27 protein-coding genes and 1 pseudogene are annotated in these 25,537 nt (G+C 40.2%); 9 read left to right on the forward strand and 19 right to left on the reverse strand.

Annotation, left to right across the window (positions count from 1 at the left end; all coding sequences use genetic code 11):
• Positions 1–511 precede the first annotated feature (511 nt).
• Positions 512–763 carry a DUF3072 domain-containing protein gene (locus tag U859_RS0128120; RefSeq protein ID WP_025146551.1) on the forward strand — a complete coding sequence of 84 codons (252 nt, stop codon included), beginning with the start codon at positions 512–514 and terminating at the stop codon, positions 761–763.
• Between the two features lie 1,000 nt (positions 764–1,763).
• On the opposite strand, the gene U859_RS0128130 is transcribed toward U859_RS0128120, so the two are convergent.
• A complete protein-coding gene (locus tag U859_RS0128130) occupies positions 1,764–2,135 on the reverse strand; it encodes a two-component system response regulator (protein ID WP_025146553.1) in 372 nt (123 codons plus the stop codon).
• A gap of 366 nt (positions 2,136–2,501) precedes the next feature.
• On the opposite strand from U859_RS0128130, the gene U859_RS31410 reads away from it, so the two are divergent.
• The 3 genes from U859_RS31410 to U859_RS0128145 all read left to right on the forward strand — a co-directional run bounded on the left by U859_RS31410 (position 2,502) and on the right by U859_RS0128145 (position 6,271).
• Positions 2,502–4,235 (forward strand): PAS domain-containing sensor histidine kinase, encoded by a 1,734-nt coding sequence (locus U859_RS31410; RefSeq protein WP_162800073.1) that lies wholly within the window; start codon positions 2,502–2,504, stop codon positions 4,233–4,235.
• Between the two features lie 124 nt (positions 4,236–4,359).
• Positions 4,360–5,916, forward strand: a complete 1,557-nt coding sequence (locus tag U859_RS0128140; RefSeq protein WP_025146555.1) for a PAS domain-containing sensor histidine kinase — start codon at positions 4,360–4,362, stop codon at positions 5,914–5,916.
• Positions 5,909–6,271, forward strand: a complete 363-nt coding sequence (locus U859_RS0128145) for a response regulator (RefSeq protein ID WP_025146556.1) — start codon at positions 5,909–5,911, stop codon at positions 6,269–6,271. The genes U859_RS0128140 and U859_RS0128145 overlap by 8 nt, the downstream gene beginning before the upstream one ends.
• A gap of 15 nt (positions 6,272–6,286) precedes the next feature.
• Here U859_RS0128145 and U859_RS0128150 read toward each other — a convergent pair whose 3' ends face one another.
• Positions 6,287–6,655: a response regulator transcription factor gene (locus U859_RS0128150; RefSeq protein ID WP_025146557.1), complete on the reverse strand. Its 369-nt coding sequence runs from the start codon at positions 6,653–6,655 to the stop codon at positions 6,287–6,289.
• A 184-nt stretch (positions 6,656–6,839) separates the two neighbouring features.
• Positions 6,840–8,330, reverse strand: coding sequence for an alpha-amylase (locus tag U859_RS0128155; RefSeq protein WP_025146558.1), 1,491 nt, complete (start codon positions 8,328–8,330; stop codon positions 6,840–6,842).
• 746 nt (positions 8,331–9,076) lie between these two features.
• Between U859_RS0128155 and U859_RS0128160 the strand changes: the two genes are divergently transcribed.
• Positions 9,077–9,607 carry a sigma-70 family RNA polymerase sigma factor gene (locus U859_RS0128160; protein ID WP_025146559.1) on the forward strand — a complete coding sequence of 177 codons (531 nt, stop codon included), beginning with the start codon at positions 9,077–9,079 and terminating at the stop codon, positions 9,605–9,607.
• Between the two features lie 70 nt (positions 9,608–9,677).
• Here U859_RS0128160 and U859_RS0128165 read toward each other — a convergent pair whose 3' ends face one another.
• Positions 9,678–10,133, reverse strand: coding sequence for a PA2169 family four-helix-bundle protein (locus U859_RS0128165; protein WP_025146560.1), 456 nt, complete (start codon positions 10,131–10,133; stop codon positions 9,678–9,680).
• A gap of 265 nt (positions 10,134–10,398) precedes the next feature.
• On the opposite strand from U859_RS0128165, the gene U859_RS0128170 reads away from it, so the two are divergent.
• The gene (locus U859_RS0128170) at positions 10,399–11,067 is read left to right on the forward strand and encodes a PRC-barrel domain-containing protein (protein ID WP_025146561.1); all 669 of its coding nucleotides are present in this window, start codon (positions 10,399–10,401) and stop codon (positions 11,065–11,067) included.
• 1,008 nt (positions 11,068–12,075) lie between these two features.
• On the opposite strand, the pseudogene U859_RS0128180 reads toward U859_RS0128170, so the two are convergent.
• The 10 genes and pseudogenes from U859_RS0128180 to U859_RS0128240 form a co-directional block, all read right to left on the reverse strand.
• Positions 12,076–12,630: pseudogene (locus tag U859_RS0128180) on the reverse strand (DUF932 domain-containing protein); the annotation flags it as partial.
• A complete protein-coding gene (locus tag U859_RS0128185) occupies positions 12,620–12,814 on the reverse strand; it encodes a hypothetical protein (protein ID WP_025146563.1) in 195 nt (64 codons plus the stop codon). The gene U859_RS0128185 and the pseudogene U859_RS0128180, both read right to left, overlap by 11 nt.
• Before the next feature lie 54 nt (positions 12,815–12,868).
• Positions 12,869–14,083: an IS66 family transposase gene (tnpC, locus tag U859_RS0128190; protein ID WP_115684189.1), complete on the reverse strand. Its 1,215-nt coding sequence runs from the start codon at positions 14,081–14,083 to the stop codon at positions 12,869–12,871.
• 3 nt (positions 14,084–14,086) lie between these two features.
• Positions 14,087–14,440 (reverse strand): hypothetical protein, encoded by a 354-nt coding sequence (locus tag U859_RS0128195; RefSeq protein WP_025146565.1) that lies wholly within the window; start codon positions 14,438–14,440, stop codon positions 14,087–14,089.
• 74 nt (positions 14,441–14,514) lie between these two features.
• A complete protein-coding gene (tnpB, locus tag U859_RS0128200) occupies positions 14,515–14,880 on the reverse strand; it encodes an IS66 family insertion sequence element accessory protein TnpB (protein ID WP_025146566.1) in 366 nt (121 codons plus the stop codon).
• Positions 14,877–15,230, reverse strand: a complete 354-nt coding sequence (gene tnpA, locus U859_RS0128205) for an IS66 family insertion sequence element accessory protein TnpA (protein ID WP_025146567.1) — start codon at positions 15,228–15,230, stop codon at positions 14,877–14,879. The genes tnpB and tnpA overlap by 4 nt, the downstream gene beginning before the upstream one ends.
• Before the next feature lie 86 nt (positions 15,231–15,316).
• Positions 15,317–15,445 carry a hypothetical protein gene (locus tag U859_RS32565; protein ID WP_262496827.1) on the reverse strand — a complete coding sequence of 43 codons (129 nt, stop codon included), beginning with the start codon at positions 15,443–15,445 and terminating at the stop codon, positions 15,317–15,319.
• Positions 15,446–15,496: 51 nt separating this feature from the next.
• Positions 15,497–16,087 (reverse strand): hypothetical protein, encoded by a 591-nt coding sequence (locus U859_RS0128215; RefSeq protein ID WP_025146568.1) that lies wholly within the window; start codon positions 16,085–16,087, stop codon positions 15,497–15,499.
• A gap of 690 nt (positions 16,088–16,777) precedes the next feature.
• Positions 16,778–17,233, reverse strand: a complete 456-nt coding sequence (locus U859_RS0128235) for a RadC family protein (RefSeq protein ID WP_025146570.1) — start codon at positions 17,231–17,233, stop codon at positions 16,778–16,780.
• A 358-nt stretch (positions 17,234–17,591) separates the two neighbouring features.
• Positions 17,592–17,942, reverse strand: a complete 351-nt coding sequence (locus U859_RS0128240; RefSeq protein ID WP_240183110.1) for an MGMT family protein — start codon at positions 17,940–17,942, stop codon at positions 17,592–17,594.
• Between the two features lie 436 nt (positions 17,943–18,378).
• On the opposite strand from U859_RS0128240, the gene U859_RS0128245 reads away from it, so the two are divergent.
• From U859_RS0128245 to U859_RS0128260, 3 genes are all read left to right on the forward strand, one after another.
• Positions 18,379–18,825, forward strand: a complete 447-nt coding sequence (locus tag U859_RS0128245) for a LexA family protein (protein ID WP_025146572.1) — start codon at positions 18,379–18,381, stop codon at positions 18,823–18,825.
• Positions 18,803–20,047, forward strand: a complete 1,245-nt coding sequence (locus U859_RS0128250; RefSeq protein ID WP_025146573.1) for a Y-family DNA polymerase — start codon at positions 18,803–18,805, stop codon at positions 20,045–20,047. The genes U859_RS0128245 and U859_RS0128250 overlap by 23 nt, the downstream gene beginning before the upstream one ends.
• A 145-nt stretch (positions 20,048–20,192) precedes the next feature.
• Positions 20,193–20,897: an SOS response-associated peptidase gene (locus U859_RS0128260; protein ID WP_025146574.1), complete on the forward strand. Its 705-nt coding sequence runs from the start codon at positions 20,193–20,195 to the stop codon at positions 20,895–20,897.
• A 112-nt stretch (positions 20,898–21,009) separates the two neighbouring features.
• On the opposite strand, the gene U859_RS0128265 is transcribed toward U859_RS0128260, so the two are convergent.
• The 5 genes from U859_RS0128265 to traJ all read right to left on the reverse strand — a co-directional run bounded on the left by U859_RS0128265 (position 21,010) and on the right by traJ (position 25,529).
• Positions 21,010–21,189 carry a hypothetical protein gene (locus U859_RS0128265; RefSeq protein ID WP_025146575.1) on the reverse strand — a complete coding sequence of 60 codons (180 nt, stop codon included), beginning with the start codon at positions 21,187–21,189 and terminating at the stop codon, positions 21,010–21,012.
• Between the two features lie 88 nt (positions 21,190–21,277).
• Positions 21,278–22,255 carry a hypothetical protein gene (locus U859_RS0128270; protein WP_162800074.1) on the reverse strand — a complete coding sequence of 326 codons (978 nt, stop codon included), beginning with the start codon at positions 22,253–22,255 and terminating at the stop codon, positions 21,278–21,280.
• A gap of 158 nt (positions 22,256–22,413) precedes the next feature.
• Positions 22,414–23,463 carry a conjugative transposon protein TraM gene (gene traM / locus U859_RS0128275; RefSeq protein WP_037505923.1) on the reverse strand — a complete coding sequence of 350 codons (1,050 nt, stop codon included), beginning with the start codon at positions 23,461–23,463 and terminating at the stop codon, positions 22,414–22,416.
• Positions 23,464–23,690: 227 nt separating this feature from the next.
• Positions 23,691–24,305: a conjugative transposon protein TraK gene (gene traK, locus U859_RS0128280; protein ID WP_025146578.1), complete on the reverse strand. Its 615-nt coding sequence runs from the start codon at positions 24,303–24,305 to the stop codon at positions 23,691–23,693.
• 12 nt (positions 24,306–24,317) lie between these two features.
• On the reverse strand, positions 24,318–25,529 hold the full coding sequence (gene traJ / locus U859_RS0128285) for a conjugative transposon protein TraJ (RefSeq protein ID WP_025146579.1): 1,212 nt from the start codon (positions 25,527–25,529) through the stop codon (positions 24,318–24,320).
• Positions 25,530–25,537: the final 8 nt, after the last annotated feature.

Consider the following 25,537-nt stretch of genomic DNA (forward strand, 5'->3'; position numbering starts at 1 on the left):
CATTTGAGCATCAATATGATGACGCCAGAAGCAGCATATGCCTCTGAAGGGAACTTGCCTGGAGATTTCAGCTTCATTGACTGGCCGATTTCGTAGCGAATTGGCCAGCCCAAGAAAACACATAACTCAGTTTTAGTATGTTAATTATCAGTTTATTGGAGTAGTCAATTTAGACCGAAATAGACTGACCATAAATTCCGAAATGAGTTGATCAATATTAGCGAAATCTCCACTGGTTGCGTGAACCTAATACGAGTCATAAAGAAGCGGGGAGATTTCGAGCAGAGACGGTTCGTCATCCATGAAAAATATTCTTTTGATTGGCTATAAGTTTTGACAAATGTTAACAATTCAATTAATACTGAAAAATTTAGGTATAAATACGCTAAACGCTTTGCTCTAGTTTTGTCAGTCAAACTTCCTGCAATAACCAACATTAACATTCTGATTAAGAATAATGCAAACTTCGAAAGTTTCCGGTTGTTCTCTGAATTCATTAATACCTAATATCATGAACAACGAAGAAAATAATAACCAGGATTTGAACCGCAAAAATGATCTGAAGGGTGATAACACAGTTAAAAACCCTGACGATTGGACTACCGGCGATGAGCCGATGACAGGAGCACAAAGCTCATATCTAAAAACTTTATCTGATGAAGCGGGAGAGCAATTTGATGAAAATTTATCTAAAGCTAATGCTTCAAAAAGAATTGAAGAATTGCAGCACACGACTGGTCGGGGATTAGATTCAACAGAATAAAAATTAATGCGCTGCGGTTGATTCTCCAGCGCATTTAAATTATATCAGCTATAATTCTGCACCGCTTCCATCTCGGTATACATAGTTTAATACTATTGGCTCCCGGGTTTGCCAGAATCGAGAGTCGATTTCGTTAACCTTCCTAACTATACCTTTTACATCCGTTTCATCATTCAGAATTATATTCAGCTCATGCGGACCAACCTCAATAACATCGAATATATCCTTTTGCAGAGCTGATTCCTTTAATATGCTTATCATGTTTTTCACGCTTGAATAACTGATTTTAATTGAGAAGGTTTTCTGTTTTTAAAAATTCTTTGATGCACTCCTTTTAGGTTTTTCTAACAATGATCTTAATTTATTTCCGTCATTCTTGCGCCTACTTAAGCAAAGTGAGGGTTATAATTTAATGATTAAAATTTGTTAAGTTTTATTGACAATTAATTTCAATGAAAACCCGTACCTTATTGTTGACGATGATGAATTGGTACTTAATTCTCTTCAAATGTTTCTCACCAATGAGAAATGTTTGGGAACGGTGACCAATCCCGACCTTATTTATGCGGCAATATCAGATTTTGACCCCTAGGACATCATTCTGGATATTCGATTTGATCACGAGGATGGGCGGACAATTTGTGATAAACTTGTATTAAATAAGGAAACCGCACACATCTATATCATGCTACTTACAGCACTAAGTTATTATGAAATTGCGACAACAGATTGCATTGCTGCTGCTATTACAGGTAAGCCGTATAAGGGTAGTCCACTGCTTAACACCCATTAATGCAGATAAATACCTAACAGACACATCTTTAAGAGTGTATTTTGGTTTATTCTGATAATTAATTATCAGACAATTAGCCAAGATTCGTTTGCCTTATAATGAATGTATTTTGTATTCAGAATCGACCTGTTGCTGGCTGTAAACATTAATGAATTTACTTATACGGATTAACCTAGATTTCTCATAGTAAAAACTTCCAGATTAAGATTATGTCTCGTCTTGTAAGAGCATTTGTATTTTATCTAAAATATCCTCATTGCCAAAAGGTTTATCAATATAGTCATCTGCAAAGACTGGCTTACCTGCGTTATCAAGATGATAATCTATCACTCCAGACATTAGAATAATGGGTTTATTTTGAAAATCTTTGTTGCTTTTCAAAAGTGAACAAATTTCCCGCCCGTCTTCACATCCTAGAATGACATCGATAAGGAAAAGATCAGGAACAGAATATTTCAAGTAATCAAACATTCCTTTAGACGTAGTTGCGGTGTTCACACGATAGCCTGCCTGAGAAAAAAGTGTACCCAAAGCTTCTAAAATCTCAGGATTATCATCTAAAATAAATATTAATATCATTTTTTGGGACACAAATATAATGATCAAACATATTAAAAAATAAATATTGACAAAACCAAGATTTCTACATAACTGTTTTGTTCATGTACGTAATGCCAATAAAGAAGTGGTTGTGAACCCAAGATGGTCCTATATACCTTTTAATACGCACAATTGAAAAAGTTCAAAAAAAGGGATTAGCAGATAAATACTACAGCTTGAATTAGCCGACAACCTTTAGTTGTGATCAGCATATAAATTTTTGGAAGATGCTAATTTTCTTAGTAGTTTTGAGAGGCAAGCTAATGTTAGGGACAACAAGAGGCTGAGATGCCCTTGCTTAACAATATTTTGTAACCATAATATAGTAATCATAAAGCATTTAGATTGAATAAATTTTCTAATTCAAGTGACCCGGCACCAATGGTCGCGGCCGATATCGTAAAACTTCTAACTGAAGGCGTTCAGGCCACCGTTATATTTTCCTCAAGGGAAATGCACATCGGTTTCATAAACAAAGCTATGCTTGAACTTTGGAACAGGAAATCGATAATACTTGGCTCAAGACTTGCCGTTGAGGCTCCGGAGTTTGATAAATTTATTCCAATCCTTCAGGAGGTCTGGGACACCGGGACGGCTTTTGTAGCAGCCGAGGTCTTTGCAGATATCAATCATGATGGAAAACTAATTCCAACTCCTTTCGATATCGAGTACAGGCCTATTCTTGATGTTACGGGAAATACGATAGCCATCATCAATTCTGCAATGCCTGTGAATGAACGCATGGAAAAAAGCGAAGCTTTAAGAGATAAGGCGGTTGAAGAAAGACTATTGAATGTCAGTCTGGAAGATAAAAACGAGCAGCTGAATGCGGTAAATCAACAGCTTGAAGCATTAAATAAAGAATATGTTGCCACCAATGAAGAATTAAAAAAACTTAATGAGCAATTGGCGGCATTAAATGAAGAGTACAACGCCTCGAATGAAGAGTTACACCTTACACTCGAAGAAGTTGCGGTGCTGAACGAACGATATAATATTTCTAATCTCGTTTTACAGGAATTGAATGAAGACCTCAACCGAAACCGCACGCAGCTGACCAACGCCCTGCGGGCAGCCAGTCTCGGAAGTTACGACCTTGATATAGCGTCTGGCCTAATGGAATGTAGCGATCAATGCAAGCTCAACTTTGGCAGGCCACCAGAGCAGAGGTTTGACTTTAGCGACCTGCAACAATGTATACTTGCCGAATACAGGGATATTTTTTATGAGAAGGTGCAGCAGGCAATTTCTGAAAAGTCTTCATTTAATATTGAATATCAGATACAGTGGCCAGACGGAGCGCTTCATTGGATCCAGGCCAATGGTACCCCCCAATTTGATTCTTCCGGGACTGCTGTTCAGATTATTGGCGTTACTAAACTTATAACCGAGAAGAAAAATTACCAGGCTAAGAAAGATGAATTTCTTTCAGTAGCCAGCCACGAACTCAAAACTCCGATTACTGTTCTCAAAGCAAATCTTCAGCTTCTTGATAGGCTAAAGTCGAAGATTGAAAATACTACTGCAGTATCATTAATCGACTCGTGCAATAGAAGTATGGATAAGATAAACGTGATGCTTGTTGAGCTTTTAGATGTCAGCAAATATGCAGATGGAAAAATTGAACTGAACTTAAGCACCTTCAACGTCAATGATTTTTTACAAAATTCCGTTCTACACCTTCCTTTTGAGGAGTTGCATAAAGTTGAACTTAATTCTCTAAAGTTAGAAATTACAGCTGATGAAAACAGATTGGAACAGGTAATGATTAATTTTATAAACAATGCTATAAAGTATGCTGCAAGCAGCGAAAAAATTATTATTTCCGCGACTGAACATGAAAATCGTGTGAAGTTTTCTGTCCAGGATTTTGGCGATGGTATTGAAGTAGAAGATAGCAAAATGCTATTTGATAGATATTGGCAGGGAGACAAAAAGGGGAAAAACAGTGATGGACTTGGTCTTGGTTTATACATCTGCGCAGAAATTGTCTCAAAGCATAAGGGGACAATAGGCGTGGACAGTATTCCAGGTAGTGGTAGCCTCTTTTGGTTTGAGGTTCCTAAATCACAACATTAACGCTTGCTAAGTACCCTATCTAAAATCATTTAAAACATTTCCAAGAGCCGATTGTTTACTAGAATATTTTTCCGCTGTGTATTCTCGATTACTCGGCAAGTCATCATAAAAAACCAAGTAAGCATTGAATACATTCCAAAAAGGTAAGTTTTTGTTCTCTGGAACTTCAACGACTGAAAGCCTTGAACTCTTAACAAAGGCCCTGGATGCCTCCATATCCGGCATTATATTAACTGATAACAACCAGCCTGATAATCCCATTGTTTATTGTAACGTGGCCTTTGAGAAGATGACAGGGTATGATCGAAACGAAATTATTGGCCATAACTGCAGGTTCTTACAGGCCGATGACAGGAATCAAAAAGAAAGAGATATATTGAAAAAGGCGATACATGAGGGGACTGAGTGCACTGTCGATATAAGAAATTATAAAAAAGACGGAGACTTGTTCTGGAATGAACTTTACATGGCACCGGTGAAAAATTCTTCTGGTGAGGTAACGCACTTCATTGGCGTTCAAAATGACATTACCCTAAGAAAAAAAGCTGAGCAGGACCTTCGCCAGCAAAAGGCGTTCATGGAAAAGAAAGTTGAGGAGCGGACATTGGCGTTGCGGGATAGTGAAGCTTTTCTGACGAGTATAATTGAAACTGTCCGTGAGGGCTTGCTCGTTTTAGACCCTGATTTTACCGTTCTTAGCGCCAATAACCATTTTATTAAGACCTTTAAAGTTACGACTGAAGAGACGGTTGGCAGGGAGTTGTACGCCTTGGGGAACAACCAATGGGATATCCCAAAATTGCGAGAACTCCTGGTAAAAATATTACCTACAAATAACCCAGTAGTGGACTTTGAAGTGGAACACGATTTCCCACACATCGGCAGAAAGCTCATGCTTTTAAATGCATATAGAATAGAATTAGAAGGTTCATATAAGGATCAGATATTGCTAGCCATAGAAGATATTACCGACCGAAAGGAAATCGAGAGACGAAAAGATGACTTTCTCTCTATAGCCAGCCATGAATTAAAAACTCCTTTAACCACGATTAAGGGTTATATGCAAGTGTTACAGAAAAATGTACCACAAAATGCACCTGAGAAGTTCAATACTACTTTGGAAAAAATTAGTCAGTATATTGATCGCTTAAATAATCTGATTTCAGAGTTATTGGACGTTTCAAGGATACAAACCGGGAATATTGAACTGCATGAGGCAAGTATTGATTTTGACAAAATGGTATCTGAGGTTATCGAAGGCATACAAGCCTCTGCGCACAATCATAGAATTGTGCTTAAAGGGCAGACCGGGGAGACTGTCTTAGCGGACGAATCCCACATTATACAGGTATTAAATAATCTTTTATCAAATGCGATTAAATATGGGCCGGATTCAGAGCTGGTCGAAGTTCACATTTCTAATGTTAGCGAGTACGTCAAAGTATCTGTTAAAGATTTTGGCGTAGGCATGAATGCCGAAGATAAGAAAAGGGTATTTGAGCGTTTTTTCCGGGGTACTGAGGTCCAGAAAAGATTTCCTGGAATGGGTATAGGTCTTTATGTTTGTGATCAGATTATCAAAAACCACAAAGGAACATTGTGGGTGGAAAGTGAGAAAGGGCAAGGCTCCACATTTAGTTTTACTTTACCAAAAAACGGGAAGGGTGCTAATAATGGATAACAAAAAAATCTTAATATGTGATGACGATGAAGGAATCCTTGATGTATTGGAGCTTATATTAGAAGAAACAGGGCATACCGTTATACCGGAACAAAATAGTTTGAATGTTAGGTCAATACTTGATAAACATAGTCCCGATTTAGTAATTTTAGATCTATGGATGCCTGTACTTTCAGGGGATCAGTTGCTCAGCATGATCAGGAATAGTCCCTCATACAGCAATCTACCAGTGATCATAATTTCTGCAAGCACAGATGGACAAGAGATTGCGATGAATCATCGTGCATCAGCTTTTATCGCTAAACCTTTCGATTATGAAAACTTAATTTCTGTAGTAAATAAATTTTTGGATTAAAAGAGCCTGATGAATTCAAGATAGGGCATTGGCGATTTGAAATTTTACCTGACTTAAAAAGAAGTCGATATCAAATGGCTTTTGAACAAATCCCTCCGCATCGCAGCCTCTGGTGACTTCTTTAATACTTGCATGAGCACTCATTATAATGACCGGGGCTGTGGATAAACTGCTGTGAGATTTTATATTGCCGCAAACTTCAATACCTGAACCATCCGGTAACATCACATCCAGAATAAAAAGATCAGGAACCTCGTTTATATCCCTGTTCATGAAATCACTTACATTTGCAAATGAGACTACGCTATAGTTTTCAGACTCCAGGATCATCGTCACCATCTCTCTAATACCTTCATCATCCTCCAAAATAAATATTTTTCCCATTTTAAGCTACATCAATTAACCGATTTTAAATACTCTACCTGTGTAAAAGGGAAGCCCCAAATTGGCTGAGGCTTCCATATTACAATTAAACTAATTATCCTTATTTATTTTTCTAACCTGATTTTAATTTGATTTGTTTTAAAAAATTTACATTAATCAATCATAATTGATAAAAATCAAATATCTATTGCTCAGCGAAAGTCCAGACAGAAACAGATCCTGCCTCACAGGTGAAGTCTCCCCAGCCATCTTCTCCGATTACAACCTCTTGCTGAACATGACCTAAAAAATCTGTAAACCTTTTTCCGGCGAACTTTTTCCCGACTTCCATCCTTTTTAAACCTGCATCACCATTAGATAGAACTACTGCAAGTCCAGAGTTTGTATGCTCCTCATCCCCTTCCCTGGTCCATCCGATGCAGCTAGGGAAATCGAAATAATCTGTTTGCACTCCGTATGCCTTATCCCTTCTGAGTGAAAGTAGATTTTCCAATTGGGGAAGAGGTTCCATAGTCACTTCGTGGTCAAAGCCGTCTGTTCCAGTATCAGTATAGCTCGAACCATATACATCAGAATAAAAAACACAAGGGTACCCTGATTCCCGAAGAAGTATTATAGCATATGCGTGGGCCCGAAACCACGGTTCCACGGTCTGTTCTAAAGATTGTAATGGCTGTGTATCATGGTTTTCAACCAGTGTTACAGCAAGTTCCGGCCTTGCTTCAACCAAGCTACCGTGCAGAATTGTTGTCAAGTCAAATTCATTACCCGCTTTGGAAGCACGCGAGAAATTGGCCTGAAGACAGGCATCAAATAATGACATCCTGCCACCAGTCGCTTCAATATAATCCAGCATGGAGCCGAGATCGTATGGCGACCAGTATTCTCCAACGGTAAAAAGTTCCTCACCAGTTTCCTCCCTTAGAAAATCGAGCCATTCATTGTAAAATTCAGCCGGCATGTGTTTGATGGCATCCAGTCTAAAACCATCGAAACCCACCGTGTGGTAGAACCACAAACCCCAGCGCTTCAATTCCTCCCTTACCGCCGGATTTCTAAAATCTATATCCGTTAGCATCAAATAGTCATAGTTTCCATTTTCAGTATCGAGTACATTTTCCCATCCCTCACCATACTGATTTTGGATACTGTATACTGCTGTTTCTTCCGTTCTTGCATCATAATCAACTCCGGTAAAACACTGGAAATCCCATTTAAATTCTGAATACTTTCCACCCCGGCCTGGATAGTCAAATTTTGTAAAAGCATCTATCTCAAAAGGTTCGGAAATAAATTCATTCCTGTTCTCAGGATTGACTTTTCTAACTATAACCGGTTCGTAGTCATCTGCACCACCAAGGTGATTCAAAACAATATCTGCATAAACCTGGATGCCCGCTTCTCTGGCGTGCTTTACCGCCTCAAGATATTCGTCTTTGGTTCCATATTTTGTTGCAACGCTGCCTTTCTGATCGAATTCTCCAAGGTCATAAAGATCATATGAATCATAACCTGTTGATTGAGATCCTTCCATGCCTTTATGGGCCGGAGGAAGCCATATCGCGTCAATGCCAATTTCTTTCAGGCGGGTTGCATCTTCTTTAACTTTTCTCCAAAGGCTTCCATCTTTTGGATAGTACCATTCGAAATACTGCAGCATCGTATTATTTTCCATCTATTTTTTTTACCATAGAACTGGAATTATTAAAAATTGTTTGAAAGAAATTACGGTGGACGCTACATGTCATCAGGCAGGAAAAATAAACTGGTTTTAGGATGTGAAAATAGGCTGTAGAGCATATAGAAAACTTGCAACTTTGTTGTCACATAGCTTACATTAACTATAGAGTTTTAGCAATTACAATATTTTTTCCTTTCTCGTTATATATGCTCAAATTTCTCGAGGGACCTTCGTTTCAAGCTATCATTTTTCAGGTAAGTTACAAGACTGCAAATATTTTCTGGAATTAAAGTCAAGACAAACTATACGATGTTATATTTTATTATAGACTCAAAATCAGGTAAAAAATCTTTGTGCCATGCATGCTGTGGCGAACAATGTTAATGGACGAGATTCCGGTATTATTCGTTATCTTTTGATTGAGCGGATTGCACGCAGTACTAGCGTGACGGAAAAATCTTTACCTGATTTAAAAGTAATTTTAATTCTTAATATCCCCAATTAAGCTCTATTTCAAATAACAAAAACTGGCCAACAAATCTGCTTGTAAGTATCCTGTCAATCTTGATTAGGAGTATAGAAAATAGCACGCAAACCCAAATAGGTCTATATATCAAATGGCAGAACTGCTTTCGAAACAGTTCTGGGCGCGTCTGGAGGTGCTGGGTTCTATAGCCTTAGCATAAATAAATATTGGTCTATAATTTGCTATGGTAAATGCAGTATCTAACCAAAACTTTATGACTACTACAGAATTCAGTAAACAAACATCCATGTTGGCACCACATCTTCTTCAATTCGCAATGAGATATACAAACGACAGCGAAAATGCCCATGATCTAATTCAGGACACCATGGTAAAAGCATTTAAATATCATGCACAATTTGAAGAAGTCAGTAACTTAAAGGGTTGGTTATTCACCATTATGAAAAATACTTTCATCAATGACTATCGCCGGAAAGTTAGATCGCAATCGCTTATCACTAAAACAGACGAGCTCATTTACAGCGACTTAAGTTTAAGCGCGAGCCATAATGGCGCAGAGGGTTCGATGATAATGAAGGATATCAAAATGGCATTGAAAAGTATCCCCGAATGTTATTCAAAACCGTTCACTAGTCATTTTGAAGGCTTCAAATACCATGAGATAGCGGAAGAGCTAAATTTGCCTATTGGAACAGTAAAGACCAGGATTCATGTCGCCAGAAAATTATTAAAAGAATATCTTTTGACCTATGCAAAATTTGACTACAAAAAAGGCATGGCTTAATACAAATCCATCATAACATAAAAGCCGCTAAGTATTGCTAGCGGCTTTTATATTTTATAAAGATTTACTTTTAAGCCTGTGCGTCTCTTAAGGCTCTGATGGCATCGTGGCTAATATTAATGTCGCCCTGTTGTTTTAATAACGCGCTTCTAACGTTTTCTCCAAGCTCGTTTTCGGCAAGCGCATCACGGTATGCTTTTTTGATAGCGTCTTCTCCTCGTTCGCATTCTGCTAAGATGCTGTGACGGTCATCACCGCCGAAACTCGCCTTAATATCTATCCATGCTCTGTGCAGAGTTCCCAAGATGGTATTGCCAGTTTCAGGAGTCTCCGCATTTCTGCCAACCAAACCTGCCAGTTCAATCACATTACTACGGCTATCAGATGAGAGCTTTTCGAAGGTTGCCTTGAGGTCAATATTTTCCTCAGCTAAGTCTGCTGAAGCTTTATCAAAGCCATCAGCTCTGTCATTATTAATTTGGATAAGATCGTTTAATATTTCTACTGTTTTTTCTGAATTTTCCATGGTTCTGTATATTTTCCTATTACAACATGTGAATTAAAAATATGTTTGTATCGTGTCCAGAATTGTAGCAGTCGTCAAGAAAGCACCTCGGATTAAAAACTACAGCCGATTATTTGTCGAAGCAGGAGATACTTAGACTTGAGTAAATAATATTTGATATGTCATGTGTATCCAAACACCATCAATTCTTTATATATCAAAACCATTTATGGGAAGGGGATGTTTAAGCAAAGGGTAAAATATCTTATCCTTAAATTATTTAACGATGAGTACAGGAAGTATTGAATATTTAGACTTAAGGGAATTAGCTCATGAGAACTACAGCATTATTGATGGCGAATCCGACATTACCGGTTGGGCAGTAGTTGACGAAGGTGATCGGCAAGTTGGAAAAGTAAGAGATCTATTATTTGATCCAAAAGAGAATGCGGTGCGTTATGTCATTGTCGACCTTGATGGTTCCGTTTTGGGTATAGAAAAAAAAACAGTGCTCTTACCCATCGGCTTTATAACAATGGGTGAGGAGAAAAAAGAAGTAGTTATTCCAGTGCTTCATGAAAACCAGATCTCACTAATGCCTCAATACATCATCGGGGAAGTGACCCGAGATACCGAGGTGCAAATCCGCTCAGCAATAGGAAGTCCCGCTGCTTTGAGGATAGAAGAAGAAATCACAGAATTGGAACATTCTGATTTTTATCAGCATCACCATTTTGATAGAGGGAATATCCTTTCTGATAAAAAAGAAATTTCACACCCGGAAAACACTGCGGAACCTCGAGCCATTGATCGTGAAGAAGAGCAGACAACCATCCATGAGCTTATCAGAAGTTCTAAGGAAAACGGTAATGATGGAGATAACATTTTGGAAGGCGGAGACGTTAAATCTCTCACAGTAAATACGTCCAGTGGAAGCTTCAAGGTTGAGCCATAAGAAAACGGTACTTACCGAATTTTGGGGAATGAAGAGAAAATAGGCGTTATTTATGCAGAGCCAGGGCACGATGAATCTGTTTGGAGAACAATGGATCAACTGAATGACAACCTGGTTTTAGAAATCGGAAAGGCTGTAACTTTACATAATTCCGGTGAATCGATCTTTAAGTAACCTAATTAGGCTACTCTGATAGAACAGATTCCACCTTGCAATGCCAATGACCTAGATATGTATCTCTGAAAATTAGCAGTTAATATTTCTGTTAGGCAAATGTTTTACATGTTTAAAACTGAGCTAGCGCGCGGAGCGCGTCCGGAAAATCATATAAAAAACAGGTGGCTTAAATGCCACCTGTTTTAGTTTAAGTTGATTTTTCCAGTGCTCGCAAAATCCAATAAAATATCAAAAGCCTTCTGCCCTCTCTGCATCGCAACACCTGAGGTAATGCTTTTGAGTTTGTGCTCATCATTATTAAAAGCTCTAACATTTTGAAAGTAGCCTGTAATGGCATTGTAGGCACCGAAAAATGTGCCTTTTGTGGTCGCATGCTTACGTTGTTCCTACCCGATATATCACATTCGTTCAAGAGTACTTATTACTTCCCAGCAAAGTGATATTCGGTTTCCTCGTTCCTTTAACCAATGTTTGCCTAAACTTAGACTCCTCTCTATACCGCCAGTCGTGTACAAGCTTACGAATACCCTCTAACAGATTGGGCTCCTGTTGACTGGAAGACTGTACCATACGATGTGGGTACAGCGTGCATGCTCACGATACCTTAACGAGGTTATCATATTTAGTTCGTCCCATCTTTCTCATGCGGCATCGCTCCGCTGGATTGACTTTGTTCCGAGCTTCCCACTCCCCGTTCTCTTGGCAGGTTAAGGGCCGGATGGACTTTATTAGATAAGCCGCTAACACCAGCATTCCACTGGATTGATTAAAAGTTAAATCCACCCTTACGGGTGAGACCCGTACAGCTTATTAGGCTGCACAACGAGTCGCACTGTTTTGACAAACTACTCTTACCGGGGTAAAGGCTGCAGATATACTCCCCGAGCCATCGTGTGTGGTAGTAAGAAAAATATATTGCTCAATTAAATCATCCCTACCCACTTTAATATACTCAGGGAGTTTGGCGGTAATAAAAATCCTTTCGCCTTTACCAAGCGCGCCAGCAGTTTCATATCTGATACCGTTGTTTTTTCCTACAATGCTGTCAAAGAAAGAAAAAGCATCTGCATTTTGGACGATTTGGTAGTCTTTGCCAACTACACCTAAGACTTGCTCAGTATCTGTTCTTACATTTGCGAAGTAGTTAGGTACTGATAATTGCGGTTCGACAGGTTCAGCCATTGCAATTGAAAGATCATAATTAATATTATCTAATGTATAAAGTGGACGTTTTTCTACTTTATAGTTTAATCCTGCAAAATCGATTGCTTGTGCACTTGTCGGATAGTCTTGGATTATTGTTCCCAGACTGTGCCATGCTTTTTCCTTAACGGAAAAAAAACTGTGCCTTTGCGTGCGTTCGTTGTAATAAAGATTATGTGCCATGATTTGTGGTTTTAAGATTTCTGCTTTTTGTGGTCAGGATTTCGGATGATATCACTTTTACTTTTGGAGTGTCGGTCATGAGGAAGCGCGAACCGCTTTCCATATCGCGTAGGGTATCATTTATATTTTCGTGTGCGGTCTGCACCTCAATACGGACGATAAAAAATAATTCTTCTGTTTTCATGGTAAGCTAACACTACGGCACACCTCGTGTTATGAATCTGCTTTATTTGTGCTTTTAGGCTGATTTCACTATAACGCCTGTTTGCTTTTTAATGTCACTTTCATGATTTTTTTTCCAGTTATGTGGCAAATAGTTCTGAATTGGGTTGGTTGGATTGCTGGAAAGCTTTTTTAGCACATCTTCAATCCATACCATTGGATTAATGCCATTGAGTTTACATGTTCCCATAAATGAATACAGCATAGCACTTCTCTGTGCGCCATCATGGGATCCACTAAAGAGAAAGTTGCGTCTGCCCAATGCGATTGGTCTGATACTTGATTCCAGGGGATTATTGTCAATATTGAGCATTTCATCTTCCATATAGACTGAAAGGCGTTTGAAGCGCTTCATGGTGTAAGCAAAAGCTTTGTAAATAGCACTTTTTTCATTTAGCTGACCTGCGTTATCCTCCAGCCAGCGTCCAAAGCTTTTCCATATCGGTTTTGACAATTCAGTTCTTGCCCGTGCTCGCTCTTCGGCCGTTTTATCTTTAATCTCCCGCTCAATATCATATAGTTGCCCAAATATTTCAAGCGCGTAAGCTGCCCTTTTAGGATCATTCTTTTCTGCCTCAGAAAAATATCTGCGGCTATGGGCCATGCATCCAAGCAGTTTGATATCCTTATTTGTGGATAGTGTGTCGTAGCAGGCATAGCCGTCCGATTGGAGATAGCCTTTATAACCTGCGAGAATAAGCTGAGGCACTTCCTGATTGCGGCCGGGATGATATTCAAAGTATACCAGTTTGGCAGGAGGAGCCTGTGCTGCCCAGAAATATCCTCTATGAGTGGTTCCCTGCTTATTTTTATCCATTACCTTCATCGTTGTTTCATCCATCATCAGGTAATTGCTTTTCAGAATTTCCTGTTTCAGGCTTTCGTAAAGAGGCTGTAATAGTGTACAGGTTTTTGCGATCCAGTCCAGTAATGTGGAATGGGCGAGTTTGATGCCTACCCGTTCAAAACGGGTCATTTGGCGATAGACTGGGAGGTGATCGCAATATTTCTCAACGATCAGTGTAGCCAGTAGCGAAGCATCAGCCATGCAGTTTTTGATTACCGAGGTAGGAAGTGGAGCAATAATAAATGTGCTTTTTAATCCCGGATCACCCACAGGTGTAGGCAACAGGTATTTATAGCGTATGATCTTTTTGGCACTCAGTCGTGCAGGATTACATTTAAGACGGTAAGAGATTTCACTCCCGGTACATTTGCTTCCCTCTGGAATATTTTACGGGTGGATTTCCTGCACTTCATCCACAAGGGTCTCAGGAATGACAAAGTGTTTCTTTTTTTCTTTTTCAGCTTGCTGTGGCTTGTTTGTGATGGCTTTGGAAGGCTCTGGTACGATAACCTCAACCGTCACTTCGTCAGTCAGTCCAAGGCGCAGCTGGCCGGGAGTTTGTTCCCTGCCCAGATAGCGTTCACTCTTGCTACCAAAGCTGAGCTTAAGCAGTTGTTCCACCCGGTGCAGCAGCTGTTCGTTCATTGCCCGCAATTGCCTGAGATCTTCCCTGATCAGGATATTATCCTGCCTGGCCTGCTCATATAATTCCTTATAGTCAATCTGCTCTGGTGGCTGCATCAATGGCGCTTTCTTACCTTAAATATAAGAAATGACATCGATTTTAGCAAGTGTTTCTTGATGTTTTTTATGCCTTAATGCTCCAGGAACAACCTGTTTTTTTTATTGGCAATACGCTGTTTTTCTTTCTGGAATTCTATGCCCCGTATCACCTGCAACAACTGGATCTCACTGATATGCCTACCCTGGCCATCTGTCCGGAGCGGGGGTACTTCAAAGTTTCCATTGTCCATTTTCTTGTAATAGATTACAAAACCTCCATGCTCCCAAAACAGCAGTTTGATACTCTGGCGGGATCGGCTCAAAAATATAAAAACATCTCCGTTACCGGGATCTTTGTTCAATTCGCCCCGGACAATACCCGCAAGCCCATTAAAACTTTTCCGTCCATCAACACAGTCCGGATAAACGAAATATTTTTTGCCCCCGGGTACCATCATCCCTTATAATTATTAAGTAACAAACCAATGTAATCGGCCTCCACTTGCTGATGAAGATTAATTTTTAGATCACCTATACATAAACTGGCAAAAACTTTTGGTAAAGATGGCACAGGTATTATCGGTTCTTCAACCGAAAGTTCTATAAACTTGCCCTGAGTGACATATTTACCATCTCGCTGATGTTTCTGCCAGGTATAAAAAGTTCCACTGGGTACACCATGGGATTTGCAGAACGCGGCAACGGAGGTGGAATCCTTAATTGTTTCAAATTCTTTTAAAAGCCTGAGGATTTCCTGCTTGCTACGAAAAATGATCTTTCGGCCGGTATTGATATTTTGATAATCCATAGTGAGTATTTTATGGACGTAAATTTAGAGTATCGAAAATGCTGAGTCAATCTGTGCCGTAGTGTTAGCTTACTTTTCATGGTATTTTAATTTTGGTATTCGTTTAGGAATTGATCGTATTGGAGATTAAATGCACCAGGGTTTTCCTCTTGCAGGTTTTGGGCGTAGCCCTCCCAATACAACTGATCGAGTAATTCGGCAAATGCGGCATACATGTTTCAAAGGTTTAGTTAAGCCCTGCCCAATCGAGCAGGGCAAAAAAAAAATTAGGCAGGGATAGTAATTTCGGCTTCGATTTCCGCAAGTCGATTTGTACACAGGTCGCGAACGAAAAGTGCAACGGCCTTAATAATCACAGGGTTTTTTGTAGAAAATTTATTGCGTTTATCATCCGAGATTTCAAGTTCACAGCCTTGATAGTAGTTTGAGGTGGTATCTTCGGCTTCCTCCTTTTGCTCAATCTCAAATTTATCAAGGTTGTCAATGGTATGCACAAGCCTTCCACGCTGAACCATGCGGCGGTGTAATTCTTCCACCAGTTTTAACGTTCCCTCCAGATTAAGAGCAGGTTTTTCAGTTATGACCTCGGCTGTTTTGGGATCTTCGTTTTCTAGGTTAGGTTTTGGCACTTGTAACATTGCTCCAGCGGATTTCGGGGAATCGCTATTTTCCTTTGCATCTTGCACTTTCACAGTGGACAGGGTGTTTTCCTTTTTCGATTCTTCATTAATCGTGGTTTTGTTTTCGGTGCTTGCATTTGCCTTCCCTGCCATCGGCTGATAAAATGGATTTTTGGCACCTTTGATGTCTATAAATTCTGCTTTTCCGTTTGCGCTATTTACATTTTGATTTTTCATGATTTCTGATTTTTAATGTTGATTATAAATTGTTTAATGATTTCCCCGATTGGGGCAATGTTCCGGATTTGCTCCGACTGTGGGAGGGCTGGGGTTGGGGGGCTTCTGTCTCTTAATGGATTCATAGCATAATTTTTTAGTATTCAAAGTCAGTTGGCAGGAGCCTCCTGGCTTTTTGTTAAGCCACCTCTCCTTGATACAATCCAGATTGCAAGGCAAGACTTTGCGAAAAACAAATACGCTTTGGAGCGCAGCGAGAAAGGAAGATTTTTTTTCAGCAAACCCTTTAGGGCCTGGTCTTTCCGGCAAACGGATTGTTCAGAAATTTGCTACTCAAAATGCCTACAGGTTTTTTATTTCAATTAAAAAACTTTTAGCATGAAAAAAAACCTTGAGCAAGAATGATAATTGGGGACACGCAAACCTGTGCGTTTTATGATTTCATCTGAAAAATTAGATAAAAATTTGGAAAGGATGTTTAGGATGTATAACTTAGACTTTGAGAGCGTTAATTTAGATAAACGGAAGAATGGCTACAGCTACGCTTCCGTTTTTTCTTTTAAATATTTTGCTCGCACCGAGATTTTTTGGTACAGAAGAAAGGGTTCTTTTATAGAAACATTGAGGTGGGTGAATAAAAAATATCAATAAAAAATAAGCTCTTACATCATCCTGGAGGAGCTATTTAACTTACATAATTCCTTCATCCATGAAACTATAATAGCCATCGCTACATACGATGATGTGATCGAGTATTGGTAAATCGAGCAACTTTCCCGCTTCGGTAAGCTTTCTGGTCAATCTGATATCGGCTTCACTTGGGTTTGATTCTCCCGATGGATGGCTATGGGAAAGAATTATTCCACTTGCACAGGCTTTAAGTGCAACAGCGAAAATGATTTTGGGATCTGCGATTGTTCCCGACATCCCGCCCTGCGAAATATTGACAATTCCCAGAACCCTATTTCTCCGGTTGAGCAATATGATTTTAAATTCTTCAACAAGTTCTATTTTATTGACATCCCAGTTGTTAAGCAGTAAACTATAGGCCTTACTGGCGCTATCTATCTGTGGGCGTTCAACAGGTTTGAATTTTGGTTTGTAGCTGATTTCGATTTCTGCAAGGTTAAAAAGTGAGTTTTCCATAATATTTTGAATTAATTATGATGCAGACAAAGGTTTGAGGGTTGCCAAAGCAAAAGAAGCAACGGAATAAATGGGAAAAAAGGGGAAGGGTTCAGGAGCGTTTATGCCGGAATTTCTTCTTGCGTGCCAACACTCACACCTAAATTGTACCAAAATTAAATGCCCCCATTGATCTTTATACTTTCAAAAATCGGATTAAGTTATTAAAGGACTATTAAAATAGCCAGGTTTGTTACTATAATATCATAGGTGTTTCTTGAATATTATGGGCAATTTGTCTCTCAAAATCTAATTGACCCCGAAAATGATAACGCAGGTATCTTGTTTTGTTTAACTATCAGATTTCAGCGAATTTCATTTATAAATCCAGTAACGGATCCCAGCGAACCGATGAAATATCAACGATCTGATCATCGACAACCATGATTCTTTCCCAGCTCAATAGCTGTTCCATCGTAAATCTATCTGTGAAATGATGTTTACCCGTCAACAAACCATTACGGTTAACCACTCTGTGCACAGGTAAATCTGGACGTAATTCGTGCGCATGATTCATCGCAATCCCAACTAATCTCGATGAGCTCGCCGATCCCAAAGCTTTTGCAATTGCCCCGTAAGTTGTCACGCGACCGGATGGTATCAAAGCCACCAGCTCATATACTTTACTGTAAAAATCCGGCATTGATTTTTGGAGATTTTGATCTGACATAAATAGAAAACATCGATAAGGTTCGCCAAAGCAAAAAGACCCCTTTGCGCCGATCCAAATTGACCCCCTTGAAATCGCAGATTCGTTTGTGCTGAATGGTTTGTAGGAATATGTTTTTGTTTAGCTTTTAGCCGAACAAAAACTGCTGACTACAATGTTCAATAAGCCTATCAAAATGAATAAACTAAGACAGATCATCCGTCTGATTAAACTGGATAAACAAAGCTCATGATTACTAATTTAATTAGCAATATTAATCTAAACACTGTAGGAATATTTATCTCAAATCATTATTAATCGTCTGCATTATTGCGCTTTAATTTACTTCGGGAGTATAATTAAGATGGTTACCTACTATTTATCCACAAATCCTGTGGATAAATGGTTTAAGAAATACTAATATAATTAGTATTTTTACAACTTAATTTTTTGCAGTATGACAAGAGAAATGGAAATCCCAAGGGATGTATCGATAGATGCATTGGATAACCCGGGTCGTGTTACCGGTTTTATATCCCCTGCTGAGGATTATAAACAACGAAGGCTACATATTGCTCAGAAGATTGTTAACGATCCGACAAACACCTTTTACTTTGAAGCGGATGATGAGCAGATGCGCTATTTCGGTATTTTAAAAGGTAGCATTATCATAGTTGATAAATCGGTCAAGGTTTCTTCTGGAATGCTGATTGTTTGTTGCGTAGATGATGAGTGGTTAACCAGGAAGCTGCTGATAAATGGAGAAAATACTTATTTATGTATTAATGACAGCATGGATGCCTGCCTGAATATTACCGGAAAAAAAATTACCGTATTTGGCGCTGTTACCTGGACCTGTTTACCTCATTCAAAGAACAACAATGTTCGCACTGGCAGACTGTAATAACTTCTATGCGAGTTGTCACCGGCTCTTTGAACCTCAATATAATGGTGTTCCGGTAATCGTATTGAGCAATAATGATGGCTGCGTGATTGCTCGGAGCAATGAAGCCAAAGCATGCGGCATTGCTATGGGGGCACCTTTTTTCAAGATAAGAGAAGAGATCAAACAACATCATGTTGCAGTATTTAGCAGCCATTATACTTTGTATGGAGATATCAGTGCCAGAGTAATGACCAACCTGGCCAGGTTTACCCCGAATGTGGAGGTCTACAGCATTGATGAGTGCTTTCTTGGATTAACAGGATTTAACAACCTTCCTGAATATGCGAAAGAGATTAGGGAAGCTGTTATTTATAATACCGGCATTCCGATAAGCGTAGGCGTTGCGCCGACTAAGGTGCTGGCAAAAGTAGCAAATAAAACCTCCAAAAAACATAATGGTGTAATGGTGTTGGAAACTGAAGATCAGATCAGCGAAGCATTGGCCGACTATCCTGTTGAAGACCTTTGGGGAGTAGGAAGACAATTTGCGCACAAGCTCATAAAAGGCGGAATCGAAACTGCAGCGCAGTTCAGGGCCTTGCCAATGGATTGGGTACAAAGCAATATGACCATTGTGGGACTGAGGATGTGGCGCGAATTATGGGGAGAAAGCTGCATCCCTTTAAAATCAGTTTTGGAGCCCAAAAAAGGCATGTGTACCAGCAGGGCGTTTGGAAAGTTGACCACAGATTACAACGAACTTAAAGAAGCAACCTCAAGCTATGCTGCAAGGCTGGCGGTTAAGCTGAGGAGGGAAAAACTTTGCACGAGCGTTTTATCAGTCAGGCTTTTAACCAATAAGTACAAATCAGAAGCTGCCCAGGCCTTTCCTTCAATTACCATACCTCTGGAGCATCCGGTAAACAATACCGTTGATTTAGTTAAAGTAGCATTACTTGGATTAAAAAAAATATACATGCGTGGTTATCTTTTTCAGAAGGTAGAAGTTACTGCCACAGGCTTGCTACCCGAGTCGGAGGTGCAGCTGAATATATTTAGCGACTGGAATGGTGCAAAGCACGATAAAATATCCGGTGTACTCGATAAGATGAACCGTCACTACGGAGCCGGCACCTTGAGAATGGCGGGTGAAGGCAGTAAGCAAAAATGGTCGATGAAACGGGAGTTTTTGCGCCCGAGCTATACAACGGATTGGAACGATATCATAAAAGTTAAATAATGAGAGAATTGATAGCATTAATAAAACGCTACTTACTTAAAGAAGCAGCTACGCTGAATCAAAATAAGGATAGGCCAAAGGCTAAAAATAAAAAGTAAAACACGGTGAGTTTGGTAATGTTATATTTGAATATTACAAGAAAACTATGTGTGCACGTTATACCTTAACAGCTGAGGAGAAAGAAATCCTGAAAACGCATCCGCACCAGTTGCAGGCTGAATGGACGCCAAATTATAATTTAGCTATAACACAAATGGGCCTTGTCATTACTGCCGATGAGCCAGACATTATCCAACAGATGAGCTTTGGTATTGTACCGCATTTCGCAGAAAGCCTAAAATTAACACGTGATACCTGGAACATCAAAAGTGAAACAGCCTTGGAGAGTAATTTATGGAGACCGCTGCTCGTCAATCATAAAACATGTATCGTCATTGCAGATGGCTTTTATGAATGGAAAGATCTGGGGAAGGGCGATAAGCAGCCATACCGGTTCACGGTTAAGGACAGAAAAATGTTTTGTTTCGCAGGGCTTTGGTCGCAGTGGGTTGACCCGGAGACCAAAGAGAAATTCAGAACCTACGGGATTTTGACTACCGAAGCAAATGCCATTGTTGCAGAGATACATACGAAACCACGTATGCCTGTCATCCTAAACAAACAGGAGGAAGAGATTTGGCTGAGCAAGACACTTTCAGTAGCAAGCAAAATGACCGTGCTGGATACCTTTCCTGCTGAGCTGATGAAACGAACCAAGGTAGGCAAAAGGGTTAATGCAGTTTCTACCTTAAAGAAACCTAATAATGATTCAGATTTACTGTTGCCCTTAAACACAGATGATGATGTCTAATATAATCAGCCGAATCTATTGACCGGATGATAAGGGATTATGAAAATTGAGATAAAAAAAAAGTCCCGACCAGTGGCCGGAACTTTCCAAATTTCCCAAAACAGCGATGTTTTTATTTAGCGCTATTTTTCTTTTCTGTCACTTCAGCTCTGATTTCCTGAGCCAAGACTTTTAGGTCTTGCATTGCTTTACGAACGCGCGTACCTGCCGCAGCATTACCATTTTCATAAAACTTTGTAGCATCAGCCTCGATTGCTGATACCAATTCTTTTACTTTTTCAAACTTTTCCATAATTGTTTTTCTTGCTTACCAGAAGTTCAGCGATTATAAAATTTAATTGTTACTTACAAAAAACAAGCCACTAAAATACAAAAAGAGTCTAAACGCCCAAACCCTGACTGGCAGAAACCTCTTTTCCCTTTGATTTTGTTACCGCTTTATTCAGCGAAGATTCTTTGAGAAACTGCTCCCTTTTCTCCGCCCTACCGTTTGTGGCAAACATATTCAGCTGTGAATAACGGGGCACTGCTTCAACCTGCAACTTCACCTGCTCGCCATTTTTTTCGACGGTAATAGATGGACGGTCACCATTTTTCAACTGCGCTTCCAGTTTCGCACGGTCTTTTGGATTATCGAGCTCTTTGATGTTAAATTTATCAAGGACTTCTTTCAAATTGAAACCATACGATGGATCATGATACTGGTTCATATTGTAATTCATATGCCTGTCTCTGGGCCCGTCCAAATCGAGCTTCATCCATGCTTTATAGGGTAAACCGCCCTGAGTGAGCATATCCTCTCTGTATACTGCCCTGCCTTCAATAAGGTTGACAGATTGGGAAGCGGTAAAACCTTTACCTCTTTCCACCCATATCGTCTGAGGAAGTGGAGGGTTGCGGAACGTCCTGCCGAACTCCTTATCCACATAATTTATCTTACCGTCTTCCATGGTCGCCAGTTTAATTTTGTGGGCAGCATCCTTTCCTACAGCCAATTCGGCGTTGCCGGTATGTTTCTTAAATACCTCAATTGCCTCGGCAACATTTTCTCGTTTAAAGACATTGTTTTTTCCAGCGGTTTCGCTCGGAGAAATCACCAGATAATTTTGGCCAGCCTCTAAGGGCTTACCTTCGTTCAGGGCAATATCGTACTTGTTTAAATAATAATTTTCCGACTGGCCCGATTGTTTGAAATAAAGATTGAGATCTATCTGGCCTTTATGACCATTTACCTGATCCTTTAACACAAACTCAGGAAGATTGGCCTTCATGTTGTCTTCCATTTTCTCCTGTAGCTCCTTACCGAAGCCAAGTGATTTCATCTCGATTTTGAGATCTTCAAGGTTGTTTAAATTCATAACGATTGTTTTATAATTAATGATTTGCGCATTTGCGCGATATAATTTCACCAATAAGGGGTTGAACAGGTCTCATTCAACTAGCTCAAAGTGCGCGAAGTCCTTTTCCAGGACATAATTCTTGTAGGATTGATTCCCGGATCAATATTGGATTTAGACTACTTCCTGATTTGATTATCTCTGAGCAGCACAGGAAAGCCTGCTTTTACTTTTATTTTTATTCGTCTGACCTTTTTGGAAAAAAGTCCTTTTGCAGCATCAATGCCAGCGCCTGCGGCCTGCATCCCTATCGACTGATCCATTGTCAATAGCTGCAAGCTACGCACGGCATCATCAGCTCCCCCTGATATCGCATTGTCGACAATCGCATCCGGGGCAACAATCCCTTTGATACCATCAAGGCTATAAATGGATAGATCCACGGGAATGATACTTTTATCAATGCGTATAGTTTTAATGTCCACCAGCAATCGTTGATTGGTCAAATTGCAAAGGCCGAATAACTCATGCCCTTTGGGAACCAATACCCCGGCAATGGTGACCGTATCAGAGAGCACCAATTTAATCACGGCGCCCTGGACGAGCGTTTGCTTTGCGGCAACTTGCGCCGGGATTGCAGCAAAACGTTCATCGGGTGCGTTATTGACCTGCTTGAGATAGGCATCACGCACACGCTCGGGATGCTGGATGTCCAGCACTTTTTCAAGCATACCACTGAGCTGCTTCATTTCCTGATCTTCACCGGCACCTCCTTGCATGGTAGACATTAGTTTTTCCAGTTTATCCACATCGCTAGCCATACCAGCCACTTTAATGTTCCGGTCCTTTAAAGTAGTCCCTGGACTTTTTTCAATCGGTGCATTAATCTGTGCATTTAGCTGCTGAAGTTTCAGGTCAATATCCTGAGTTGGATCCTTATCTGTTGTAGCGCTAAAGCCCAGTTTTCCTGCCACACTTTCCAGATAGGTATCTGCTGAGTGAATGGAATCTTTTTGATTCTGCTGATAAATCGCCATTTTATCGGCTGCTTTCTCTTTACCAAAAGTCGCCTCAGGAAGTGCAGAATTAATTTCGTGATTTTTAGCAATAATGTATTGATGACCACTTCCCCCACCCATAGCATAAAAAGCCATGCTTAAGAATGGTAAGATCAATATTGGTAGGAAAAGCAAAATTTTTCGCTTCTCCTTGATTTTTTCGTTTTTCATATATTTCATTTGTTTAAGTAGTTGCGTTAATTATCAACCTGATCAGGGCTACGCTCGCCACGGCAATAAAAATGAAGAGCAAGATCAGCGTTGCTTTTGTGGAAATATGGCGGCATTTCAGATTCAGATAATCTGCCAATGACCTTTGACCAGCCAGGATTTTTTGTCGCAACTGATACTGAATATTTTCCCTAGTAATTTGTTTTCTGAGCTCTCGATTCATCTGCTTAAGGGTTTAATGGTTCATCATGGTTATCCAGAGTCTGCCATTGCTGGATTAAAAATCCATGAGGATTATTGTCGGAACGGGACACATTTCTCAGTGTCCCTGTCGTCACCAGTTTCCTTCGAACGGTAGAGGTCGAACGTATCAGGCGCTGGGTGGCATAGCATTTAAAAACGTAGGGGTATGAATCAAGATCTACCTTGGTGCTATCCACTGAGATTTCCTGGGAAATATTGGCAGAAATGAGGCTATTGAAATAACCTTTTTCTTTAAGGTTATCATAAGCCCGCTTGGCACTTTCATCTGCCAGGTTTATTGCTGAAGTGATATTGGCCTGGATTACTTTTTCATCAGGATCAAGGGTAAAAAAATAATGGTGAAACATCTTTACGTGATCGCGGATTTCAACGGCAATGTTGTCTTTTCGTTCGCCGACCGCAGCTTCCAGTACTTTACCGTTGGCCAGGATATATACCCGTTGCTGCGCCCTGTCTACTATGGTAAACCCTTTATAAATGGCGAATACTGAAATCATCAGGCATGCCATAATTACAAGAAGACTGAATCGTTTGATGTGGCTAAAAGCGGTATCAATATTTTTGAATTGTGTAAACATAAGCTGTCTTTTTTAAGTGGATTTACCTGAAATTTTATTTTTATGGTATGATGACTGGTCAGGAAAATAATCTCCCTGACCTGCGGCAGCATAACCCTGAGACTGCAAACGGGCCTTATCACCAAGGGCATCGGCAACCATGCCGCCAGCGCCCATTGCAGCTCCTGCGGCAGAGTTTGGTGCCGCCACCACCAAAGAATTGACTTTGGTCAGGATCGCATTTCCACCGCCTGCATGCACTACGTAATTGGCCACGTTAGGCACCGAGAAATAACCTACAATACCAATGATGAGAAATACTAAATAGGCAGTATCCGTTGCAGAGAAAAATGTATCACCCTGCGCTTCGATTTGAGAAAGATCTACCTTTATCATATTTTGCTGAATTTTTCCCAGGATGCTTCCGAATATATTGGCAATGGGTAGCCAGAGAAAAATGTTCACATACCTGGCGAGCCACACCGTGAGTGTTTGCTGAAACCCATCGAAGACTGCAAACCCAAAAACCAGTGGTCCTAAAATGGCGAGCACAAGGAGAAAAAATATCCGGACGGTGTTGATGCACAGCGAGGCTGCTGCGTATATTACTTCCAGCACTTCTTTCAGCCAGCTTTTGATGGAATTACGCAGGTTATAACTCTGTTTTTCCATCCAAAACTGCATCGAATTACCCAGCCCGTCCAAAAAAGATTCATCTTCCCTGTTGGGATCTTTCGGATGGGTATATTTATACCATTTATCACGATCTCCATTTCCACTGTCTCCAACATACATCTGCCAGTTTTTAGATTTCTTGATGGCCGCCTCTTTTAACTTCAGCAATCTTTCAATTGCCTTGTTACTGTCTGAAACCATTGCACCCGTCGCAGTTACCGTTGGTTTGAGCACGCTATTCATGATGCCAAGCACTGCCGGAAACATGATGATACACATACCCAGCGCGAAGGGACGAAGCAGGGGATAAAAATCGATGGGTTCAGCTGCAGCTAGCTGCCGCCACACCCGGCTGGCGATATACCATAGGGCGCCGAAACCCGCAAGCCCCCTGGCCACATCAATGAGTCTTGAGCTTAAAGGGATCATTTCCTCATAAACATGGTCCAATACGGCCTGCATTCCACTGAGCTCGCCTGCTATTCCTTGCGAAAAAACCAGTGAAGGAAGGAGAAAAAGGGCAAAAGTGATGCCTGCACACTTAAAAAAGCGAGTTAATAATCTTTCCATGATTCAAA

It is taken from the genome of Pedobacter jeongneungensis, assembly GCF_000633455.1.
Lineage (GTDB): Bacteria > Bacteroidota > Bacteroidia > Sphingobacteriales > Sphingobacteriaceae > Pedobacter > Pedobacter jeongneungensis_A.

Bases quoted from the DNA above. Each gene is read 5' to 3' on its own strand.
- U859_RS0128120 (WP_025146551.1), top strand. From the start codon at position 512: ATGAACAACGAAGAAAATAATAACCAGGATTTGAACCGCAAAAATGAT.
- U859_RS0128130 (WP_025146553.1), bottom strand. From the start codon at position 2,135: ATGATATTAATATTTATTTTAGATGATAATCCTGAGATTTTAGAAGCT.
- U859_RS0128145 (WP_025146556.1), top strand. From the start codon at position 5,909: ATGGATAACAAAAAAATCTTAATATGTGATGACGATGAAGGAATCCTT.
- U859_RS0128150 (WP_025146557.1), bottom strand. From the start codon at position 6,655: ATGGGAAAAATATTTATTTTGGAGGATGATGAAGGTATTAGAGAGATG.
- U859_RS0128155 (WP_025146558.1), bottom strand. From the start codon at position 8,330: ATGGAAAATAATACGATGCTGCAGTATTTCGAATGGTACTATCCAAAA.
- U859_RS0128160 (WP_025146559.1), top strand. From the start codon at position 9,077: ATGACTACTACAGAATTCAGTAAACAAACATCCATGTTGGCACCACAT.
- U859_RS0128165 (WP_025146560.1), bottom strand. From the start codon at position 10,133: ATGGAAAATTCAGAAAAAACAGTAGAAATATTAAACGATCTTATCCAA.
- U859_RS0128170 (WP_025146561.1), top strand. From the start codon at position 10,399: ATGAGTACAGGAAGTATTGAATATTTAGACTTAAGGGAATTAGCTCAT.
- U859_RS0128185 (WP_025146563.1), bottom strand. From the start codon at position 12,814: ATGAAAACAGAAGAATTATTTTTTATCGTCCGTATTGAGGTGCAGACC.
- U859_RS0128195 (WP_025146565.1), bottom strand. From the start codon at position 14,440: ATGCAGCCACCAGAGCAGATTGACTATAAGGAATTATATGAGCAGGCC.
- tnpB (WP_025146566.1), bottom strand. From the start codon at position 14,880: ATGATGGTACCCGGGGGCAAAAAATATTTCGTTTATCCGGACTGTGTT.
- tnpA (WP_025146567.1), bottom strand. From the start codon at position 15,230: ATGGATTATCAAAATATCAATACCGGCCGAAAGATCATTTTTCGTAGC.
- U859_RS32565 (WP_262496827.1), bottom strand. From the start codon at position 15,445: ATGTATGCCGCATTTGCCGAATTACTCGATCAGTTGTATTGGGAGGGC.
- U859_RS0128215 (WP_025146568.1), bottom strand. From the start codon at position 16,087: ATGAAAAATCAAAATGTAAATAGCGCAAACGGAAAAGCAGAATTTATA.
- U859_RS0128235 (WP_025146570.1), bottom strand. From the start codon at position 17,233: ATGGAAAACTCACTTTTTAACCTTGCAGAAATCGAAATCAGCTACAAA.
- U859_RS0128240 (WP_240183110.1), bottom strand. From the start codon at position 17,942: ATGTCAGATCAAAATCTCCAAAAATCAATGCCGGATTTTTACAGTAAA.
- U859_RS0128245 (WP_025146572.1), top strand. From the start codon at position 18,379: ATGACAAGAGAAATGGAAATCCCAAGGGATGTATCGATAGATGCATTG.
- U859_RS0128250 (WP_025146573.1), top strand. From the start codon at position 18,803: ATGTTCGCACTGGCAGACTGTAATAACTTCTATGCGAGTTGTCACCGG.
- U859_RS0128260 (WP_025146574.1), top strand. From the start codon at position 20,193: ATGTGTGCACGTTATACCTTAACAGCTGAGGAGAAAGAAATCCTGAAA.
- U859_RS0128265 (WP_025146575.1), bottom strand. From the start codon at position 21,189: ATGGAAAAGTTTGAAAAAGTAAAAGAATTGGTATCAGCAATCGAGGCT.
- U859_RS0128270 (WP_162800074.1), bottom strand. From the start codon at position 22,255: ATGAATTTAAACAACCTTGAAGATCTCAAAATCGAGATGAAATCACTT.
- traM (WP_037505923.1), bottom strand. From the start codon at position 23,463: ATGAAAAACGAAAAAATCAAGGAGAAGCGAAAAATTTTGCTTTTCCTA.
- traK (WP_025146578.1), bottom strand. From the start codon at position 24,305: ATGTTTACACAATTCAAAAATATTGATACCGCTTTTAGCCACATCAAA.
- traJ (WP_025146579.1), bottom strand. From the start codon at position 25,529: ATGGAAAGATTATTAACTCGCTTTTTTAAGTGTGCAGGCATCACTTTT.